Source organism: Sedimentibacter sp. (assembly GCF_032080165.1).
Classification (GTDB): Bacteria; Bacillota; Clostridia; order Tissierellales; family Sedimentibacteraceae; genus Sedimentibacter.
In genome coordinates this window covers 173,821-195,967 of sequence record NZ_DAMASY010000006.1, presented here as the reverse complement: position 1 = coordinate 195,967, position 22,147 = coordinate 173,821, and the positions used below count along the sequence as shown (strand labels likewise).

24 protein-coding genes are annotated in these 22,147 nt (G+C 30.7%); 19 read left to right on the top strand and 5 right to left on the bottom strand.

Translation table 11 applies throughout. The features are described from left to right. On the top strand, nt 1-1,344 hold a 1,344-nt coding region (locus tag RT412_RS10755; protein ID WP_313346728.1), incomplete at its 5' end, for an MATE family efflux transporter. A 7-nt stretch (nt 1,345-1,351) separates the two neighbouring features. On the opposite strand, the gene RT412_RS10750 is transcribed toward RT412_RS10755, so the two are convergent. The 3 genes from RT412_RS10750 to RT412_RS10740 form a co-directional block, all read right to left on the bottom strand. Further along, nucleotides 1,352-2,389 carry a lysylphosphatidylglycerol synthase transmembrane domain-containing protein gene (locus RT412_RS10750; protein ID WP_313346731.1) on the bottom strand — a complete coding sequence of 346 codons (1,038 nt, stop codon included), beginning with the start codon at nt 2,387-2,389 and terminating at the stop codon, nt 1,352-1,354. Beyond that, nucleotides 2,386-3,468 (bottom strand): MGDG synthase family glycosyltransferase, encoded by a 1,083-nt coding sequence (locus RT412_RS10745; protein ID WP_313346733.1) that lies wholly within the window; start codon nt 3,466-3,468, stop codon nt 2,386-2,388. Before RT412_RS10745 ends, RT412_RS10750 begins: the two co-directional genes overlap by 4 nt. A gap of 211 nt (nt 3,469-3,679) precedes the next feature. Then, nucleotides 3,680-5,434: an NFACT RNA binding domain-containing protein gene (locus RT412_RS10740; protein ID WP_313346735.1), complete on the bottom strand. Its 1,755-nt coding sequence runs from the start codon at nt 5,432-5,434 to the stop codon at nt 3,680-3,682. A 314-nt stretch (nt 5,435-5,748) separates the two neighbouring features. Between RT412_RS10740 and RT412_RS10735 the strand changes: the two genes are divergently transcribed. From RT412_RS10735 to RT412_RS10650, 18 genes are all read left to right on the top strand, one after another. Further along, nucleotides 5,749-6,636, top strand: coding sequence for a YicC/YloC family endoribonuclease (locus RT412_RS10735; protein WP_313346738.1), 888 nt, complete (start codon nt 5,749-5,751; stop codon nt 6,634-6,636). An 11-nt stretch (nt 6,637-6,647) separates the two neighbouring features. Then, nucleotides 6,648-6,905, top strand: coding sequence for a DUF370 domain-containing protein (locus RT412_RS10730; protein ID WP_313346741.1), 258 nt, complete (start codon nt 6,648-6,650; stop codon nt 6,903-6,905). Nucleotides 6,906-6,918: 13 nt separating this feature from the next. After that, nucleotides 6,919-7,524, top strand: a complete 606-nt coding sequence (gene gmk, locus RT412_RS10725; RefSeq protein WP_313346744.1) for a guanylate kinase — start codon at nt 6,919-6,921, stop codon at nt 7,522-7,524. Between the two features lies 1 nt (nt 7,525). Beyond that, the gene (gene rpoZ / locus RT412_RS10720; RefSeq protein WP_313346747.1) at nt 7,526-7,813 is read left to right on the top strand and encodes a DNA-directed RNA polymerase subunit omega; all 288 of its coding nucleotides are present in this window, start codon (nt 7,526-7,528) and stop codon (nt 7,811-7,813) included. A gap of 63 nt (nt 7,814-7,876) precedes the next feature. After that, on the top strand, nt 7,877-10,288 hold the full coding sequence (priA, locus tag RT412_RS10715) for a primosomal protein N' (RefSeq protein WP_313346750.1): 2,412 nt from the start codon (nt 7,877-7,879) through the stop codon (nt 10,286-10,288). A 15-nt stretch (nt 10,289-10,303) separates the two neighbouring features. Continuing rightward, entirely contained in the window at nt 10,304-10,759 is a 456-nt protein-coding gene (def, locus tag RT412_RS10710) for a peptide deformylase (RefSeq protein ID WP_313346753.1), read from the top strand. A gap of 5 nt (nt 10,760-10,764) precedes the next feature. Further along, nucleotides 10,765-11,694, top strand: coding sequence for a methionyl-tRNA formyltransferase (gene fmt / locus RT412_RS10705; RefSeq protein ID WP_313346849.1), 930 nt, complete (start codon nt 10,765-10,767; stop codon nt 11,692-11,694). 186 nt (nt 11,695-11,880) lie between these two features. Beyond that, a complete protein-coding gene (locus tag RT412_RS10700; protein ID WP_313346756.1) occupies nt 11,881-14,058 on the top strand; it encodes a hypothetical protein in 2,178 nt (725 codons plus the stop codon). Nucleotides 14,059-14,148: 90 nt separating this feature from the next. After that, a complete protein-coding gene (locus RT412_RS10695) occupies nt 14,149-14,466 on the top strand; it encodes a hypothetical protein (RefSeq protein WP_313346759.1) in 318 nt (105 codons plus the stop codon). A 314-nt stretch (nt 14,467-14,780) separates the two neighbouring features. After that, nucleotides 14,781-15,200 (top strand): hypothetical protein, encoded by a 420-nt coding sequence (locus tag RT412_RS10690; RefSeq protein WP_313346762.1) that lies wholly within the window; start codon nt 14,781-14,783, stop codon nt 15,198-15,200. Between the two features lie 63 nt (nt 15,201-15,263). Continuing rightward, nucleotides 15,264-15,452, top strand: coding sequence for a hypothetical protein (locus RT412_RS10685; RefSeq protein WP_313346764.1), 189 nt, complete (start codon nt 15,264-15,266; stop codon nt 15,450-15,452). Nucleotides 15,453-15,972: 520 nt separating this feature from the next. Next, nucleotides 15,973-16,296, top strand: a complete 324-nt coding sequence (locus tag RT412_RS10680; RefSeq protein ID WP_313346770.1) for a PadR family transcriptional regulator — start codon at nt 15,973-15,975, stop codon at nt 16,294-16,296. Nucleotides 16,297-16,298: 2 nt separating this feature from the next. Further along, entirely contained in the window at nt 16,299-16,985 is a 687-nt protein-coding gene (locus RT412_RS10675) for a hypothetical protein (RefSeq protein WP_313346773.1), read from the top strand. Nucleotides 16,986-17,153: 168 nt separating this feature from the next. Beyond that, nucleotides 17,154-18,104: a lipoate--protein ligase gene (locus RT412_RS10670; RefSeq protein WP_313346776.1), complete on the top strand. Its 951-nt coding sequence runs from the start codon at nt 17,154-17,156 to the stop codon at nt 18,102-18,104. A 12-nt stretch (nt 18,105-18,116) separates the two neighbouring features. Beyond that, nucleotides 18,117-18,359: a biotin/lipoyl-containing protein gene (locus tag RT412_RS10665; protein WP_313346778.1), complete on the top strand. Its 243-nt coding sequence runs from the start codon at nt 18,117-18,119 to the stop codon at nt 18,357-18,359. Between the two features lie 9 nt (nt 18,360-18,368). Continuing rightward, a complete protein-coding gene (lipA, locus tag RT412_RS10660) occupies nt 18,369-19,253 on the top strand; it encodes a lipoyl synthase (protein ID WP_313370653.1) in 885 nt (294 codons plus the stop codon). Further along, entirely contained in the window at nt 19,234-19,926 is a 693-nt protein-coding gene (gene lipB / locus RT412_RS10655; RefSeq protein WP_313346783.1) for a lipoyl(octanoyl) transferase LipB, read from the top strand. Before lipA ends, lipB begins: the two co-directional genes overlap by 20 nt. Before the next feature lie 275 nt (nt 19,927-20,201). Continuing rightward, nucleotides 20,202-21,350, top strand: coding sequence for an erythromycin esterase family protein (locus RT412_RS10650; RefSeq protein WP_313346785.1), 1,149 nt, complete (start codon nt 20,202-20,204; stop codon nt 21,348-21,350). Between the two features lie 16 nt (nt 21,351-21,366). On the opposite strand, the gene RT412_RS10645 is transcribed toward RT412_RS10650, so the two are convergent. Continuing rightward, a complete protein-coding gene (locus tag RT412_RS10645) occupies nt 21,367-21,693 on the bottom strand; it encodes a type II toxin-antitoxin system PemK/MazF family toxin (RefSeq protein WP_313346788.1) in 327 nt (108 codons plus the stop codon). After that, on the bottom strand, nt 21,687-21,935 hold the full coding sequence (locus RT412_RS10640; protein WP_313346790.1) for an AbrB/MazE/SpoVT family DNA-binding domain-containing protein: 249 nt from the start codon (nt 21,933-21,935) through the stop codon (nt 21,687-21,689). Before RT412_RS10640 ends, RT412_RS10645 begins: the two co-directional genes overlap by 7 nt. Nucleotides 21,936-22,147 lie beyond the last annotated feature (212 nt).

The following is a 22,147-nucleotide window of genomic DNA, read 5'->3' as shown; positions in this document are numbered from 1 at the left end:
GCTAAAGCTTTTTGCTTCCCCCGGCATAGCCGGGGGTTTATTGTTGATACAATCAGATTAGCGCTTCCGCTGCTAATAGGAAACATTATTCAGCAATTTTATAATACCATCAATATGATGATAGTGGGTCGTTATGTTGGCGAAAATGCCTTTGCAGCTGTAGGGGTAAGCGGCAGTGTAATGAATTTTTTTATTGCGGTAATTATAGGTTTATGCGTCGGATTTTCAATTCTTTATGCAAACTCTTACGGTGCGAAGGATTATGACAAGCTTAGAAAAACAATTTTCATGACAGCTGCTATCGGACTTGGAATAACAGTTATATTATCTTTAACAGGTTTTATATTCGTTAAAGAAATTTTATTAGCTATCAAGACGCCTGAGCTGTTATTCAATGAAAGCGTAATATATTTAAGAATAATATTTGCAGGTATGATATTTTGTGTTTTCTATAATTTGAATGCAAGTATATTGCAGGCAATAGGAAAGACGAATATCATGCTTTTTGTTTTGCTGATTTCTATGATATGCAACCTGCTGCTTAACTACACGTTTGTAGCAATTCTGCGGATGGAAGTTAAAGGGGCTGCACTTGCCACCATATTATCGCAAGCTATATCTGCAGCAATGTGCATATTTTATATCAGAAGGTTTATGCCAAAGCTTAAATTGTGTAAAGCCGACATGATATGGGATAGAAAAATATTTTCTACTTCTTTCAAATTTGGATTTACATCATCCTTACAGCAATCAAGCTTATACTTCGGTAAGCTGTTGGTGCAAAGCTCAATTAATGCTTTAGGAACGGCTGCCGTTATGGCTTATACAGCAGATATCCTTATAGAGCAATTATTACTTGCATTTGGAGACAGCGGTGCTGCGGCCATTGCAGTCTTTGTGGCTCAAAATTACGGACATAACGAAGTAGAAAGAGTAAAGAACGGATTGAAAAAGGGCTTGAGGTTAATGGTTATTACCGGTGTTGTACTGAGCGGATTACTGTTTATATTAAAACCCTTGATGCTGTCTCTTCTAATAAGCAGTGCAAATACAGCAGTAACAGCTTTAGCATTGGGATATCTTAGTATTATGTGTATTTTCTATCCATTATCATTTGTAGCAAATTCATTCCAGGGATATTTTCGCGGTATAGGAATGATTCATCTGGCTTTTATAGGAACCTTTTCTCAAATAGTCATAAGAGTAATTTTAATCCATTATCTGACCAAGTTCATGCATCTGAATGCAGTAGCTTTATCAACAGGCATCGGCTGGATTATAATGATATCAATTCAAATAGCATCATTTTATAAAATAAAAAACTCTAAATCTGAAAATACATAAATGAAAGTTAACTGATTAATATTTTTTTCTTTCCTAATGTTGTTACTGCAAAAGAAAAAATACCGCTGAATATTAAACTGAAATAGTAGCTTATACCTCTCCACAACAACAGTGTTGTTGAAAGTATATTTGAAGGAAACAAATGCCCGAGCAGCAGTATAAAACCAACCTCGCTTGCACCGGCTGTACCCGGGGTAGGTATAAAAGATACAGCTATGTACAAAAATGACTGTAAGCATATTATATCCAGTATATTGGATTTATTTAAATTAAATGATTTGTAAACAAAAAATGTGGTGCTGAAAAACACCGTAAGCTGTATGACGGTTATTGCAAACATTTTTATTGTAAACCAATGATTATCTTTTAATTTTCCGATGCTTTCTTTGTATTCCAAAATAAAATTTTCAGTTTTATCCATTACTTTTTTTACATCCTTAATGAGGTGAACTCTATATAATAAATCAAATACTGCATCGCATATTTTCAATAAAACCTGCTGATTAAAGGCTATTAATAAAATTGCACTCAGCATAACCATATTTAATGTCAATCCTGTAACTATAAAGGCTGAAGCCCCACTGTGATAATTAGTCAAAAGCTTTATTTTATAAACCGCAAGACAAAATGTATAAACGGTTACACCGATCTGAAAAAGTAAAAACTTACTTATGAGAATTGCTGTTCCGTTGCTTAATGAAATATTATCATCCTTAAGAATGTAAAGCTGGGCAGGCTGACCGCCTGTTGCCATAGGTGTGATATTGCTGTAATATTGTCCGATCATTGTAACTTTCACAGAAAGCCAGAAAGTTTCCAGGTTTTTTTTATGATCCGTAAATTTAATAATCAATTCATAAATCATATCTGCTTCAAGGAACCAGAATATAAATATATTTAAAACAGCAATAATAATATAATTTATATTAATCTTATTTATAACTTTGAGTAAATTAAATAAATCGTCATTTTTGAATAATATGAACAATGTGACTATTGCCGATAAAACAATAAATATGAATCCAAAACTTTTTTTAAAATTCATACCTGAATCACCTCATTAATGACTGAGCCGAAACAACTTTTGTAATTCAGAGTTTTCTTTATATTTCTTATATTCTTGCAATAATAATTGATTATGCCCGGATTATTAATATAATAATCAAATATATACGGTAAACTGCTAAGGTCATTAATAACAATACCTATTTTGTTTTGTTTTATAAATTCAATATTTTCTTTTTCCTGACCGATATTTGAATTTAATACTATTAAAGGCAGCTCCTTATTTATTGCTTCAAATATGGTTACTCCACCCGGTTTTGTCACAATAAGCAGGGATTCATCCATCATTTGATTTAAATTGTTTACATAACCGTATACTTCTATATTGGTGAAGACACAGTCAGATAACTTATCAAAAAGTTTTTTATTTCTTCCTGTTACTATTTTTATTTTAATATTATTGTTCTTGTCAAGCTCATAAAGCATATTTTTAGAAATATTATCAACTCCGCTTAATACTATCAAAAGCGAAATATTTTTTTTAGCAGAAAGACCTATATCTCTATTTATAAATTCTTTTGTAACAGGTATACCAGTTACAATTATAATATTTTTGTTAATTCCTTTATTAATTAACCTGTTCATGATTTCGTTTGTAGGGACAAGATACATATTTGTTCCTTTGTAAATCCATTCCCAACTATCAACAACATCGGTTATTACTGTAATCAAATTAACATTGACATTATATTCTTCCTTTATCTTTGATATTATGCATGAGCATAGGGGAAATGTGCTTATAATGACTTTAGGTTTTTCGTTTAATATATAGTCATAAAGCTTTTTATAACATAAGTTGCAAAAAACACTATCTATAATATTATTTTTATAATTTACCTTTATATCATAAAATGCGTTATAGACAATGGGATAATTTTCTGTCAGCTCACAATACATTTTTGAACTAAAGTTTTTTATCTTCGGATTTACTATTTCTAAAATATCTGCAATGGCAATTTCAGCATTTTTGTTTTCTGATTCAATTTGTTCCTTTAATGCTTTAGACACATTAATGTGTCCCATTCCGAATGATGCAGTCAATATCAGTATATCAGTCATACAAATACTCCTTTTTCATATGTCAAAAATACAAAAATATCAATCAAATTAAATATTATGATAAAACCAAGTTTAATATGTTTAATATACTATCGATTGCTTAAATAAAGCATAAAATTATATTAAATTTTGATTAAAGAATTCAATATTTGAAAATATTAAAGGACAGACTATTTTTGGTCTGTCCTTTGAATTAATTTTAGGAATGAAATTAACAGTAAAATTTTATATCTGTAATATCAGGTTTTACAAGCATTGAATAATTGGTGTCGTAAATAACGAAGCCGGGTTTTGCATTTGGCGGTTTTCTAACGTTTATTTTTTTGGTGTAATCAACTTCCACTGTGCCTGAATTCTTGCCCTTGCTGTAATATGCAGCAATCTGTGCCGCTTCTACATACTCGTCGTCAGTCAATTCATCACCGTTTGTTCTTATGACTACATGAGAACCGGGCATATTTTTGGCATGAAACCAGAAATCTTCTTTTTTTGCTATTTTGAAAGTAAGAGCATCGTTTTGTAAATTGTTTCTTCCTACCAATATTTCATGACCGGTGGAGGAAATATACGTTATAAAATCCGGTTTATATTCTTTTTCTTTTTTAACCTTAGATTTTCTTTTCATTATACCTTCAGAAATCAACTCATTGTATATTTCGTCTAAATCATCTATAGTTTCGCATGATTCTATGGAATACAATATATTTTCTAAATATCGTATTTCATTTATTGATTCATCAATTAATTTATGAAGCTCTTCTTCTGCCTTTTTAAGCTTATTATATCTTTTGAAAAACTTCTGGCTGTTTTGAGACAAATTGAGCTTTGGATCTAACGGAATAGTTATTTCCTTTTGTTCAGGATCATAGTAGTTTATAACCTTTAATTTATGATTTTCAGGTTTTTGATGCAGATTAGCAAGAATCAGCTCACCGTAAATTTTATACTTATCTCTGTCTTCGGCATTATACAGTTCATTTCTTTGTTTTTCTATCTTTTTTCGGTTACGGTCTATTTTTGTATTCATGCTTTTAATTAAGCTTGCAACCCTTTGATTAATTTTATTTTTATTATCTAATTCATAGTAATAATCATCAAGCAAACTTCCTGGATTTTCATAATGTTTTTTATTATAGGATTTAAGATAATCGACATCTATGCAATAAAAACCGTATTGCTCGTGCTCTTCATCTAAATAAATATTATATGAAAAATCATTGCTATTTATTTTTTTCATAATATGACTTAAAGCATCCCACGTATTTTCTTTCTGTTCTGATGTAAGCTCTCCTATGTATGTGCTTTCATTTAAATTTCCAATATGGCAAATTTCTCTGCTTATAAAAGGGCTTAGTCCTATGAAGCGTTGGTAAAAGAAATTGTAAATCAGCATTCCGCCATTTGAGCTATCAAGGGCACTAAGAAATATATCTTTATTTATTTCTAAAGTATTTATTTTATCCTGCTGCGGAGGAATTACATATTTAATGCCGGGATAAATTTGTCGTACCGAGCTTACGTTTTCAGCAACCCTTTTTATAGAATCTATTACAATGCGGGTATCTGTGTTTATAAAAATTATGTTGCTGTGTTTTCCCATTATTTCAATAATTAACGATTTATGTACTGTTGTGTCTAATTCATCCTTGCATTCGAAAGTAATTTCCAATATCCGGTCAAAGTTTATTTGTTTTATGTCGGTAATATGAGCACCGCTCAGATGCTTTCTTAAAAGCATACAAAACATAGGCGGTTCTTGAGGATTTTTCCTTGTTACGTTGGTTAAATGCAGACGCGGACTGCTGCTTGCGGCAGTCATTAAAAGCTTATGGTTTTCTCCGCCGCATCTTATTGCTATTATTATTTCATTTTTATCCGGCTGATGAATTTTATCTACTCTGCCGGTTATTAATTTATTATATAAATCATTTTTTATACTATTTAAAAATATACCATCTAAAGACATTCTAAAACCTCCATATATCGATAGATAAGCAATGGAATAGCTGTAGAATAGCAATTGAGGAGCAATAGAAATAATAAAATACTTCTATTAATATGGTACTCATCAATCGTTTATCAATGGCTTATCAATTGCCAATCAATTGTTATTATTGTATCTTATAAATGTTTTTATGTCATGATAAATTTTTGTTTATAAATGAATTTTCTATTGTTCTCCCTTCGTTCAACTATTGTTCTCAATATTTTTATTTACTAATTGGATTTTAGTGTTATAATAAGATAATAATATGGTAATATCAATAATAGGAGTATGAAATGGCGAATATATTTAGTATGACCGGCTACGGCAAGGGTGAACATAATGACGGAAAAAGAGTAATAACGGCTGAAATAAAGACAATTAATAACAGATATTGTGATATTAATATAAAAACTCCGAGACATTTGCGCTTTTTTGAAGATAATATAAGAAAAATCTTGAAAAACAGCATACAAAGGGGTAGAATAGATGTATATATCAATATAGACTATTTAAACGAATCTGATACTGTCATTGTTCCTAATTTATGTTTGGCAAAACAATATAAAGATGCCATTGACGAAGTTAAAAAGGAATTAAACATTTCAAACAGTGTTTCATTGGATACAATTATTAAATTTCAGGATGTTCTTGTGGCAAAGGAAGACACGGATGACGAGAAGGAGCTGCGCATTTGTGTGGAATCTGCTATTCAAAATGCAGTTGAAAACCTGCTTCAAATGAGATTGGCAGAAGGAAGACAGCTTGAAGATGATATCAGATCAAGCATGGATAAAATTCTTGGTTTAATGTCTGAAATAGAAAAGAATTCTGAAACAATTGTGTCTGATTATAGAAATAAATTTGAATTAAGAATTAAAGAGCTTTTGGGAAGTTCATATGATTTGGATGAAAACAGATTATATAACGAAATAGTTTTTTATGCAGATAAAAGCGACATTAACGAAGAAATCGTAAGATTTAAATCACATATGAAACAATTGAACAACGTCTTGACAGAAGGCGGTCAGGTAGGCAGAAAATTAGATTTTATTATACAAGAAGCTAACAGAGAAATTAATACAATCGGTTCTAAAATCGGAAACCTTGATATAATACAAATGGTAATAGAAATTAAAAACTTATTGGAGAAAATAAGAGAACAAATACAAAATATAGAGTAGGAGATATATTAATGGCAAACAATACTATTAACATAGGATTTGGAAACATAGCACTGTCTAACAGGATTATAGCAATTGTAAGTCCCGAATCAGCACCTATTAAGCGTGTAATACAAGAAACCCGTGAAAAAGGAAAGCTTATTGATGCTACGTATGGAAGAAAGACAAGAGCAGTAATTATTACAGACTGCGAGTATGTAATTCTATCGGCAATACAACCGGATACCATGGCGCAGAGATTTGATCATAACAACCACAATATAAAGTAATGAGGTGTAAAAGATGGACAACGGATTATTGGTGGTTATATCGGGTCCTTCGGGAGCAGGTAAAGGCACAATATGTAAACGTCTCAGAGAAATAATGAAGGATTTGAAGGTTTCTGTTTCCGCCACTACTCGTCAGCCAAGATGGGGAGAAATTGAAGGTGAAAGTTATTTCTTTATTGATGAAAAAGAATTTATAAATAAAATTAATAATGACGAATTCCTTGAATATGCTAAAGTTTATGGCAATTTCTACGGAACTCCGAAAAAAGAAGTGTTTAAACAGCTTGAAGCAGGAAATGATATAATACTTGAAATTGATATTCAAGGGGCTTTGCAGGTTAAGAAGAATTATCCGAGAGGTGTTTTCATTTTTATATTGCCTCCTTCCATTACAGAGCTTAAAAACAGAATTGAAGGACGAGGAACGGATTCTAAGGAAGTAATTCTTGAAAGAATGCAAAGTGTTTATGAAGAGCTTAATTATGCTTTTGAGTATGACTATGTAGTATTAAATGATGAGGTTGAAGCTGCAGCAGAAAAAATTATATGTATAATTAAATCAGAAAAAAATCGAGCTATTAGAAAAAAAGCAATAATCAACAAAATCAGAGAGGTATAGTATGAAGAGAATTTCAGTTGATGAATTAATAGATATGGTGGACAGCAGATATTCATTAGTAACAATTATTTCTAAAAGAGCAAGACAAATAATTGATGGTTCCGAGGTTATGGTAAAAACTAATACTATTAAACCGGTTGGAATTGCAATTGAAGAATTTCATGAAAGCAAATATGAAGCGATTTATGATTATGACAAATATAAAAAAGCTCTTATAGAAAATACAGTAAATGATTCAGAAGAGGAAATTGTTGCTGATGAAGAAGCAGATAACTCCGGCGAAGAATAATAAAAATTAAGTAACAATAATCAGTCTATGACTGATTATTTAATTTGTGCTTAAGGAGCAGGCATGTATAAAAAATTTGTGCAGTTAATATTAAACAACAATTCTAAAAGCATCGACCAACTTTTTACTTACGGTGTTCCGGATGCTTTAACAGATGATGTTGAAATTGGAAAAAGAGTGAAGGTAAACTTCGGCAATAACAAGCATATGATTGATGCATTGATTGTATCAATTGATTGCTCATGCCAAATTCCCGAGCATAAAATTAAAACAATTATTGACGTACTTGATGATGTACCTGTTGTAAGCGAAGAAATGATAAAGATTATCTTTTGGATAAGAGAAAGATATATATGCAAGTATTCTGATGCTCTGCGACTTCTGATTCCGGCAGCGATTAAATATGAGCATAACATAACTGTCAGAGCTAAAGAAATCAATGATATTACATTAAACGACAGGGAAAAAGAACTGTATAATTTAATCAAAGATAATCCGTTGGAATTAAAAATTTTAAAAAAGCACTATGCCTATAACGATATATTTACAGTTATAAATAGCCTGAAAGATAAAGATGCAGTTGAAATAATCAGTAAGGATAAGTTAAAAGGAAAGGAAGCTTACGAAAAATATGTTTCCTTAATTGCGGACAAACCTATTGATGAATATGATATAAATAAAACCAAGAATCAAATTAATGTTATAAATTACTTGAAAGAGAACAAGCCGGTAAATATAAAGAGGCTGTCTGAATATTTAGATATATCCTTGGCAGTAATCAATAATTTAATTAAAAAAAATATATTAAAAGAAGAATATATTTTGTATCAAACTGAGGAAAAAAATGTTGTAAAAAACGAATTAAAGCTAAATGAAGAGCAACAAAATGCGTGTGAAAGAATAATTTCATCTGATAATAAAGTATTTTTGCTTCATGGTGTTACAGGCAGCGGAAAGACCGAAGTTTATATGAATATAATTGAACATTATATCAGTGAAAATAAACAATCCATCATGCTTGTGCCGGAAATATCCTTAACTGCCCAGACCATAGACAGGTTTGAAAAAAGATTCGGCAATAAAATAGCAGTTTTTCATTCAAGATTAAGCAAGAAAGAAAAGCTTATACAATGGACAAAGGTATATAATAAAGAAGTAGATGTTATAATCGGAGCTCGCTCGGCTATTTTTGCACCGATTAAGGATTTAGGTGCTATAATTATTGATGAGGAGCATGAAGACAGCTATATTTCTTCAACCTCTCCCAAATATAACACAATTGAAGTTGCTATAAAAATGGCTCATAATTTAAACGGTAAGGTAATACTTGGCTCTGCAACACCCTCTGTAAATACCTACTATATGGCTCAGAAGGGTCAAATTAAAATAATTGAGTTAAAAAACAGAGTGAATAATAAAATGCCTAATATGAAAATAATAGATATGAGCAGCGAATTGGATAAAGGAAATAACACCCTCATAAGTGAAGAGTTGTATGAAAGCATTAAAAAAACTTTAAGTAATAAAGAGCAGGCAATATTATTTTTAAATAAAAGAGGTTATTCAGGATTTGTAACCTGCAAAAAATGCGGTCATGTAATTAAATGTGACCGCTGTGATGTATCAATGACATACCACATAAAAGGCAATATGCTTAAATGTCATTATTGCGGCAGAACAAAACGAATGATGTATGAATGTCCTAAGTGCGGCAGTAAAAAAATTGAGCAGTTCAGCGCAGGAACTCAGCATGTGGAAAGATTGGTGAAGCAATTGTTTCCCAATGCAGTAACAGAGCGCATGGATGTTGATTCAATGACAGACAAGGATTGCTACGAAAATATATACAATCGTTTCAAAAATGGAAGCATTGATATATTAATAGGAACTCAAATGCTTGCCAAAGGATTTGATTTTCCCAATGTTACGACAGTTGGTGTGCTGGTAGCGGATGCAATTTTAAATCTACCCTTTTACAATGCCAGCGAAAAAACATTTCAGTTAATAACCCAGGTAAGCGGCAGAGCAGGAAGAGGAAGTAAGACAGGCAATGTATTTATTCAGACTTATGAGCCTAACAACTTTATAATAAATGCAGCTAAGAACAACAATTATGAATTATTTATAAATGAAGAGTTAAAATTAAGAAAAGAATTTGCATTTCCGCCGTTTATTAATATAATAAATATATGTCTCATATCAAAGAATGAGGATTTAGTTATCAAGACGGCAAATGAAAAGTATGAAGAAATAAAAGAAGCCGTTAAGGATATGGTTAAGGAAAGAAGCCTATTATTATATAGGCCGACACCGCATTCTATTTATAAGATTAATGACGAATATAGAATCAATTTATTTATAAAGGCATCACGAAATAAAATGACTGAGTTGAAGAAAATACTACGAAGTATATACATGGACAAAGATATAGAATATATAAAAACAAGTATAAATATTAATACCGATACGGTTTAGATGGTAGGAGGAAATATGGCTTTAAGAAATTTAAGGTATGATGGGGATGAAATACTAAGAAAAAAAAGTAAGGAAATCAGTGTTATTGATAATAGAATCTTAACACTCCTTGATGATATGCTGGATACAATGTATGAAAATGACGGAGTGGGTCTGGCAGCACCTCAGGTGGGAATATTAAAGCGTGCCATAGTAATAGATGTGGAAGACGGAAATGTATATAAAATGATTAATCCTAAGATATTAAGCATATCTGACGAACAACAAACCGCACAGGAGGGATGTCTGAGTGTACCTGAAACGAAAGGAATGGTAAGCAGACCGATAAAGGTTACTGCAGAATACACAGATGCAGAAGGTAACTTAGTAACTATTGAGGCAGAAGGATTATTGGCAAGAGCAATATGCCATGAGATAGATCATTTAAACGGTGTGTTGTTTACGGACAAAATAATAAAAAGTAATAAATAGGTGAAATTATGAATGTTATTTTTATGGGAACACCAGAATTTGCTGTGCCTACCTTGAAGAAGCTTTATGAAGACGGTTATGAGATAAAGCTTGTGGTTACCCAACCCGATAAACCCTCAGGAAGAGGAAAAAAGCTTAAAAAATCAGAGGTAAAAGAAGCTGCTGAGGAGTTAAATTTGCCAGTTTTTCAACCAGATATAGTAAAAAAACAAGAAAATATAGATATATTGAAATCATATGCTCCTGATGTAATAGTTGTAGTTGCTTACGGACAATTATTGAGCAAGGATATTTTAACGATACCAAAATACGGCTGTATCAATGTTCATGCTTCACTTTTACCTGAGCTTAGAGGAGCAGCACCGTTAAACTGGGCAATAATAAACGGTGATACTAAGACCGGTGTTACAACCATGCAAATGGATGTGGGATTAGATACAGGAGATATGCTTTTAAAATCAGAAGTAGAAATTGATGAAAATATGACTGTCGGAGAGCTTCATGATATTTTGATGCATAAGGGTGCAGATTTATTGATTGAAACATTAAATAAATTGGAAAAAAACGAAATAGTTCCGCAAAGACAGGATGATTTACTTTCAAACTATGCACCAATGTTTAATAACGAAAACCGTAAAATAGATTGGGGCTTAACAGCAAAGAATATTCATGATTTAATCAGAGGATTGTCTCCATGGCCTACAGCATATTTTACCATGGATGATAAAATCGTGAAGGTGTTTAAATCATCCTATACAAATGATAATCCTGATTATGAACCGGGCTGCGTAATAAAAGCAAGCGATGAAGGAATTTTCGTTAAAGCAAAGGACGGAATCGTAATACTTAAAGAAATACAAATGCCGGGTAAAAACAAAATGACAGTGGAAGCTTATCTTAGAGGAAACAAGTTTCCTGAGAAAATAGTTTTTTAAAAAATATATAAAAGTTGTATAAAATCAGACAGACAAATTTCGACTTGAAGTTTGTCTGTTTTTTTTACCAAAGTTTATAGTCTTATTCTGCTTGCATTAGGATGTTTTATAAAATGGAACAACTTTAGCGTTACAATCGTCTATTAATATGGTATATTTTAGCAAAGGGGTTGGGAGGTCTATATAATGAAAAAACTTAGTTTATTGATTTTAATGTTAATGTTATTAATTGTATCGTGTACTAATAATGCACAACAGTCGAATTATACAGATAACAATGAAGAAAAGGCACCTGTAGAAAATGTAGATGAAGAAAAGGTTCCCGCTAACGAAGAATTTGAAATAGATAGAACTGAGTATTTGACAGGCGAAATAATAACTGACGGTAATTATGATATATCATCAAGTGGAGTAAGCAGTATTTGCTTTGTTCCTGACAAGGAGAGTAGGGAAATAATCGATGACAAATACAGTACTTATGACCTTTATTATTTAAATGATGAAAGTTACTTTTTATATTATGATAATATTTCTGTGACAGAAAATTTACCTGATGATTTAGGGATTTATAAGGTAAAAGTAAAATTTGATTTAAAGAAAATTTATAATTACGACAGATATAATATAATTGATATTCTATTAACCGATAATATTGGTACTATTCTTTATGAAGGGAAAAGCTATGAAACAAATGATTTGGATTTGGATGTAAAGGTTAAAGACAGGGTTTGCGGACTTATAGTTGATTCAGTGGATAAATTTGGAGGTGGAGGATTTAGGGTAGGCTTTTGCGGAGAAATCGAAACGGAAGGGTATTATAATATATCTTATGGCGAGCTTCATGAAAGAAATTTAGGAAATATATATTATGATGGGAAATACGAAAGTAATGTTCCAATGATGATGGGAGAAAGTAGCAATAAACAATTATTTTATTTTGTTGATAAGGAAGAGCTGTTCAGTCAATTAGAAGAATACTCATCATTTGGCAGAGGCAAGTTTAAAATTTCAAATTTTCATATAGTTTACAAACATGGCATGGGGAGAGAACCTACGGAAATATTGACGGAAATTGTATCTTTAGATAAAGGATATGAAAACATGTTTGAAATAAAAGATAAAGCCAATACAAGATTAGTGGGCTATAATGATGACTTTGCTATAGTCTCAAATATAACTGAATATGATGAGAATAATTACGCCAAATCTTTTAATTTTTATTATATAAATAAGAATATCCCTAAAAAAGAGCATTTGTTAACTACTGAAGACTTTTATATTTTAGATGATGTTATGAGTGAAACAGAATTTTCATTAATAACAGAAGGATATAATGAAATAACCGATTCTTACGGTGTACTAAATAGAATTAAATGTAAAATTACGGACAAAGGTGTAGAGTTATCTTATCCATATAAAGATGAAAATGAAAAAATTAGTAAATTTAACCTAAGTGCAATTGATGACAATTATAATCGAATTGCTACTGACGGAAATTATATTTATTATATAGATATGAAAACATATTATATAAATAGAATTAAAATTAACGGTACTGGTAATGAAACCATATCGGAACATGAATGTTCGCAATTACATTATTATAATGGAAAGTTATATTTTAAAGAACATTCCAAGCCGGATTCACAGATTGCTTGTGTTGATACAGACGGGAAAAATTATCAAATAATATATGGTGAAAAGTTTGTAAACAATTTTGTAATTCATAATGATGTAATTTACATGACGGTATTTGTTGAAGAACAAGAAGCAGGCTATGCTTTTGGCTTCTATAAATATAATTTATCAGATGGTAAAATGGAAATATTTGATGATAGCATTGCTTTACCTCAACCGCCTGGTTTACGATTAATTAATAATAAAATATATTATGGAATTAACGATAAAATCAGAGAATATGACATTCATAAAAGCACTGTAACAGAGAGCGATACTGTTATTGATAATATTCAGGAATACAATGATTTTTTTTATACTAATTCAAGGTATTCTATTATGAGGCGTTCAATTGATAATATTAGTGAGTATGATAAGCTCTTTGAAATAGGTGATGGATATATTCTAAGGAAAATTAGTGTAATTGATGACTTAATATTTTTTACTTATTGTTATGATTATACAGAGGTAGATAAAAGAGGTATTTATGTAGATGTAATAAACATTGATGGAACTGACCGCAGAAATTTATTCTACTTTGATTATTCTTATTCAACATTAGGGCATTACAACTTTGATTCAATCTATGTATTAAATGACAAACTATTTGTTATTTCAAGAGACAATGAATATCCTATATTTAAAGTGTTTGATTTTGATGGAAATGGGATTTGGAGTTTATTTTAGTATTAATAGTCACTTGTTTATTTCAAAGATATATTTGTTCAGAAATAATTTCTTATTGAATAAAAACGTGAAATAAAGAGAGGTCAGAAAATGAAAAAACTGATTTTACTAATAAGTGTAGTTTGTATTTTCTCATCATTATTAGTTGGGTGTAAATCAAAAGAGGATATTAAAATTGATATTGAAATTGGTACTCCACGTGAGGAAGTACTTGAACTGTTGGGTGAACCACAAGGTACTCTTTTTGGATTTTATGGTGATATCTATATAATTGATAATTCTGAAATTATTGTTTACACTGATAATGATTATAAATATGCTTATTTTATAGACGATGTTTCTGAAAGCTCAGCTTCCAAGTTTATGGCTAAACATTCTAACCGTCAAAGTGGCTGCTTTGGCGGTTAACTTTTATGTAAAAGTTATTTTCGCTTGCTGTTAAGTAAGCGCTTTGACGCTTACTAAAATCGTAACCATCAAATCTGTGGGTACATATGCAAGTAAAAAACAAAATGAGATAATACTCCAAAAGAAACTAATATAGATAGTAACCTCCCTTTTCAGGGAGCAACCGCCTATCCGTTATGGCAATTTCTTTGACATATTATACCATAATATTACATTTAATTCAATATATTATGGAACAAATTTGTTGTGAAAACGTCTATATAAAATGATATATTATATTTAAGTTAGGTTTATTCGAAAAGGAGTGACGGAAAGTGAAGAAAAAAATATTATTTATATCTTTATTGGTAGTTAGTATATTGTTAGTTTTAATCACAGGATGCTCAGAAAAGACCAAAGCAGAAGAACTAAAGACCGGAAGGTATGTTGTGCCGGGCAATGAATTGGAATTATCACCGTGCGTTGTACTTAAAGAAAATAATGAATATGTATTTATTAGAAATTCTTTTACATCGTTTGTGCCTATAGGAAATTATTCGATTGACGATAATAAGCTTATCCTTAATGCAGGTGAAAGCGAAGCATACATATTTACAATTGATGGAGAAAGGTTGATTTTTGAAAGCAGCGGCAACATAGATGCTTTAGTTGGACAGGGAACAGTATTTGTTTTTTACGATGACGAAACGTTTAATACAGAGATTAAAGTAACACCGGCAGATACAGTTAATTAACAGGCCTCATCCTGAAGCCCAATATACAAAGATAGAAGATTATGTGGTTGTTTGGAGCTTATTATGAAAAAAATAATAGTTTGTGTAGTGCTTTTTCTTTTAGTTATTGTATCAATACGTTATAATAAGATAATAAAAGTCGAAGATTTAATAAAGCCATATTCGGTAGAAAATCTACCTGATGAAATGAAGACATATATATTTTTTTCCATTCATTCAAGCAAAGAATTGAATGTAGACGGATATGAATGATATGAATCGAAAAAAGAAATTATTAATTTATTAAGCAGCATAAAAGTTAAAAAGCTATTAATTTCTCCTAAAGAATATTCACCGAAATTAAAAGAAACATATCATATATTCTTATCAAATAATAAAAATATGATGGATAACATTTACATTTATACCTTAAATAATAAATATATAAGAATAAATGATGCGACATATAAAATATCGAATAATCCTGATTTATCAAATATATACTATTTAATAATTAAGGATCAACCGGAAGGTCTTGTAGATGAATTTTACTATGATTTAATTGAAGATAATTAAGTCAAGTAACATGAAATTTATTTTATAGGAGCAGACATAATAAATATAAAATTTAGGCAAATTGATATAACAAAATAACCGCTGAGGTGGAAACTTTAGCGGTTATTTTTTTGCAATCAAAATTATCTTTATAAGTAATTCGTTTTATGGTTGACAGAACATCTACTATGCGGTACAATATAGTCAACTATTATGCGATGCAAGGTAGGTGGAAAACATGGTAGACAGATCTCAATTATTGCGGGGTACATTGGAAGGATGTATAGTGAAAATAATTGGTGATGAAGAAACATACGGATATGAAATAATATCCCGTTTACAGGATTATGGTTTTGAGGATGTAAGGGAAGGCACAACATATCCGATTTTAGTAAGACTTGAGAGGAAGAAAATTATAACGTCCAAATACAAAGAGTCACCCCTTGGTCCGAAAAGAAAATATTACTTTTTAACTGAAACAGGAAAAGAATTTTTATGTGAATTTCAAATGGTATGGAATGATGTAAAGAAATCTGTTGATAAAGTATTGAAAGGGGAATAATTATGTTTATGAATGAAATGCTCTTACTTAAAAAGGAAAATGAAGAACAAATAAAAGCTTTAAGGGATGACGACGTACAAACCATAAAGGACATAATGAAAGGTATGAGTATATTTAAGGTTAATTCTTATGATGCACAGGTAATAAAAAGAGATTTGATAGGTATGGCGCAGGAATTTGAATTAAGAAATAAAACCTTACATGATGCGATTGGGAGTGATGTAAAAGGGTTTGCACATGAGATTATAAAAAATAGTGGAGGGCCGTGTAGATACGAAATCTTTTTGGGTTTTTTTATAAAGCTGACGGGATATTTTTTTGGTTGGTTTCTTGTATTGGCTGTTGGTGCATATAGTGGAAATTTTGTATGGAATGCTGATCCTATTATGATTGTATTTTACTTTACTATGGTAGTACTCAGCTTTATAACAGAGGGGCTGATAAATCCCGTGTTCAGCATGGAAAAAGGATTTAAGAAAGAAATTGGTTCAATAACCCCTGTATCATTGTTTTTAGCGGTATCAATTATGTTCTATTTTATGTACGACAAACAGAACATAAGAGAAATTAATACAGGTTATATAGTGATTACATCAGGAATTTCATACCTTATAGTAAAATATCTAAATACTAAAAATATCCATAAATTAGCAAGTAATAAAAAGAATTTTATACAGGATTTAAGTTAATTGTTATAATAGACCAGCATTCTTAATAATGCAGTAACAATATTTTTCTATTCATTCACAAGAGTTACATACTCTTGTTATTTTTTTAATTTATTGTAACAAGTTTTCTATTATGCTATGATAATTTAAACATATTTCTACATATATACTTAATCAAGGAGCGAATTAATGAAATATATAGAGAGTATAAGCGATGATGTATATTTTAATCTTGCTTTAGAGGAATATATATTTAATAACTTAAAAGATGATACATATTTTATGTTATGGAAAAATGAAAATAGTATTGTTATGGGAAAGCATCAAAATGCTTATGAAGAAATAAATATTAAAGCAATAGAACAGAGTAATATTAAAGCAGCCAGAAGGAATACAGGTGGCGGCACAGTTTTTCATGACAGGGGTAACTTAAACTACTCTGTTATAACTGATTATGATAAAAATACATTTATAGATTATGATCAATTCATTATACCTGTAATAAATGCATTAAATTCAATTGGTGTTAAAGCTGAAAAAAGAAAAATTAGTGACATAGCAATAGATGGCAAAAAAATATCAGGAAGTGCTCAAACTATAAAAGGCAACAGAGCTTTACACCACGGAACATTGTTATTTTCTGCAGATTTAACAATGCTTAGTGATTTATTAAAAACTACTGAAGGAAAAATTGAATCGAAGTCAGTGAAGTCAGTAAGGAGTATTGTTACTAATATAAGAGATCATCTTATTGATACTACAATAAATATAGATGAGTTTCAAAAAATGTTTGCTGATGCAATGTTTTCTGACAATGCAGAAAAATATGAAATAAGTCAGGAACAAATAGAATCAGTAAATGAACTTGTTGAAAATAAATATTCTAAATGGGAATGGAACTTTGGAGCTTCACCGGATTTTTATTTTGAAAAGGAAAGTGCTATTCTTAGTGATACAATAAAAGTAAAGTTAAATGTTAAAAAGGGATTCATAACAGAATGTAATATTCAAGGAAACAACATTCCCTGCAAAGATTTAGAAGAAAATATTATTAGTTCGCGATATAGCTATATTAATATTTTACATAAACTTAAAGTGCTCAGTTCTTTTTATGTAGAATTAGCTGATTGCTTTTTTTAACAAGGAGGAAATATGAAAAAACTAATTGCAATGCCAAAGCTTAGTGCAAATATGGAAAATGGTTTATTGGTTACATTATGCAAACAAACAGGAGACGATGTACAAAAAGGCGATGTGATTTTTGAAGTTGAAACTGAAAAAGTTGTTAGTGAAATTGAAAGTGAAGAAGATGGAAAAATAGTCAAATTATATTTTAAAGAAGGAGATATTATAAAAGTAGACGAAATTATAGCCGAAATAGAAACAGCAGAATGAGGTGAAAAAATGGGAAGAAAATTACCCGACTGGCTAAAAGTAAATTATAATAAAGAAGCAGTTGATGAAGTAAGCCATTTGATGGCTGATTTAAAACTTAATACAGTTTGTAAAGAAGCAAACTGTCCTAATTTGGGTGAATGTTTTAAGAAAAAAACAGCAACATTTATGATTTTAGGAAGTGTCTGTACAAGAAACTGCAGGTTTTGCAATGTTTCAAATGGACATGCCACAGAAGTGGACCCGGAAGAACCGATTAATTTGGCATTAGCTGTAAAAACACTTGGTTTAAAACATGTGGTGATTACAAGTGTTACAAGAGATGATTTGCCGGATGGCGGTGCTGCTCATTTTGCAAGTACTATAGAAGCTGTAAGAAATCATAATCCTGATACAACAATAGAGGTTCTTATACCGGATTTAGAAGGTGTTCACGAAAACTTGGATATTGTTATAAATGCAAATCCAAATGTTATAAATCATAATATTGAAACAGTTAAATATCTTTACGCTGATGTGCGTCCTCAAGCTGATTATGAAAGATCACTGCATGTACTTCAGTATGTTAAAGAAAAAGCACCTGATATAATAACTAAGACAGGCATTATGGTTGGACTTGGTGAAACCGATGAGCAAGTATATGAAGTAATGAACGATTGCTTAAAGGTAAATTGTGATATATTTACCATAGGTCAATACCTACGCCCATCAGAAAATCATATAGAGCTTAAGGAATATGTTACACCGGAAAAATTTGAAGAATATAAAAAGGCAGGACAAGAAAAGGGCTTTAAATATATTGCCAGCGGTCCATTAGTAAGAAGCTCATATAAAGCAGAAGAAGCATCAAGGGTATTTAAACAAGGAGAATTAAATGCAACTCAATATAATTAAGTTAGGCAGGATAGAATATGATGAAGCTTTCAAAATTCAACAAGAACTTGTAAAATTAAGACAAGATAAAGCAATTGATGACACCCTGCTTTTATTAGAGCATTTCCCTATTATTACGGTTGGAAGAAGTGGTGACAATGACAATATTATTGCGCCACAAGACTTTTTAAAAGAAAATAATGTTAAAATTCACTATGTAAATCGTGGTGGGGATGTAACTTATCATGGGTTAGGACAAATTGTAGGATATCCCATTATTGACCTTGTTAATCACGGTAAAGATTTAAAGCTGTATGTAAGCATGTTAGAGGATGTTATAATTAAACTATTAAAAGAAGAATTTAATATAAATGCTTACAGAAAGGATATGAAATATACAGGAGTATGGGTTGATGATAATAAAATTACCGCAATAGGCATTTTTATTAAAAGGTGGGTGACAATGCATGGTTTTGCATTTAACGTAAATACAAATCTTGATCATTTTAAATGGATAATCCCATGTGGTATACAGGATAAAGGTGTTACTTCACTAAAAAGCTTATTAGCTGAGGAATTTGATTTGGATGCTATGATTGATCTTGTAGTAAAATATTTTTGTGGTGTTTTCGAATATGACGATATAAACGAATGTAGTTTAGAAAGTATTTTAAGCATACAGACATATGTTTAAATATATAACCGTTGAAGTTGAATCTTTAGCGGTTATTTTTGTAATAAATACAGACTATTTATAAAAATATAAACATACTAAGTATTTTGTACTTATTGGAATTAGTATTGTGATTTTATAAATAATGGGTTATAATGGTAAAAGAAGTTATTGCAAATGCCTGTTATAGAAATATCTGATAAGCACTTAAATAGTAAAAGGAGTATAGATAATGATTAAAACTCGCAAAAAATCAATTATACTTTTTATTTTAGTCACAGTAGTACTTCATAATATTGTTTAATATTGTATTATATTTTATTCTTCCTTCTCCCGATTATGAATATCGTCAATTATCGTTGCCGGATAATTTTACTCTGCCTGATGCACGTGTTATAGCAATAGGCACTGTTACCCACGGAAATGCAGAACCATATGATGTTACAGTTCAAATACTTCAGAAAATTAAAGAAGAAAAAGGTAATGTAGCATTCGTCTTAGAAGAGCAGGTGGGAGATGGTGCCATAATAAATCAAATTCATTCCTTTTATGATAACGATCGAAAAATGCCTATAGGGTTTTACGGCTTATATAACAACGATGAAATGGACCGGTTGTTATCATGGATTGAAAGTGAAAATGTCAATTTTTACGGTGTTGATATTCAGAACATATATCAAGCAGTAGAAGTTATTAATAGATTTCTCAACGAAAAAGGATATTCGGACATAGATGTAAAAACACTGAAATCTAATAGATTGGAATATGAAAAGCAAATAAATCAGAAAACTATTAAAAAGATAGAAAATGTATTAATTGAATTGCTAAAAAGTGAATCTATAGAAGAATATGAATTTGATTATATTTCACATATACTCAGCTCCATACAAATGAATTACGAATTCGTATCAGTACCGGGCTTAGAAGGGGGTAATGTCAGAGATCGTATGATGGCAGAAAATGTACTATGGATTATGGAACACGAATTGAAGCATTATAATAATGAGAATGTTTTAATATTTGCCCATAATTTTCATGTTCTGGATAATTATCGTTCATATGATGTTATAAATATACAGGAGATTACTATGGGACATCATTTATCAAATTACCTTGGAGATGATTATTATACTATTGTAACCGAAGCTAAGAAGAATTCTTTTTTGGCACGCGAAAACAGAAGAAAGAGAAAAGAATTTTCTATTGAACGCACAGGCTCATTAATAGATACTATCGGTGCGGAATTGCCAAGTATAAAGTTCTGTACATCTGAATATTTGAAGCAAGCAGGCATATCTGCATGGAGGCTGACTATGATTGGCGATAAATTTAGTAAATTAAAAGCCTTTGCATCTGAGTTCTTTGCAATGAACGTTAATGTAGAAACATGCTTTGACGCTATGCTGTATTTTGATCAACTTACTCCTAATAATCAGAAAAAATGAGGATAGCTTGTACTCCTCATTTTTCAATTTGAGAAAAAACCGTTGCAATAATTTCTTCTAATATATCATCGGGAACCCGTTCGATTCTCTTGTAGGTACGAGAATTCAAATCCAAGGATTTAATGTGCTCACATAAAACGACCCCTGTTGTTTTTGTTCTGTCATCAAGGGGTATATGCAAGGGGAAAGGTCTTTGCGTATTTGTTATCGGGCACACTATGGTCATGTTGACTTTTGAATTAAAAAAATCATTGCTTACAACCACGGCAGGTCTGTAACCGGCTTGTTCATGACCGCTTTGCGGGTTAAAATCCAATTTGATTATATCTCCTTGTCTTACCATAATTCCTCACCTTTTGGTGATCCCCAATCTATTTCTACGGGTTCATATTCACCGTTGAAGCCTTCAAATCTTTCCTGAATTGTTTTAAATTTATTTTTGCTTTCTGCTTTTTTTATAATTATATTTCCGTTTTCAACCGTAACATCAACAACGTCGCTTTCCACAAGATCTGCACTTTCCAAAAGAACTTTAGGAAGTCTTATACCTTGAGAATTACCCCATTTAACAATATTAGTCTGCATAAAATTACACCTCCGCAACACATAATGTATACACATAGTATATCCCAAATTATGAAAAAATGCAACAAAATTGTTTTAAAAAATATTCAAGATATGCAGGAACAATTTGGCTTAAATATCGTCTGTTTTAAATGATCTGATAATGCTGTTTTATATATTATTTAAATCAAATGCATATTAAATCATAAAATATTCTTTGTTATTTGGTTATA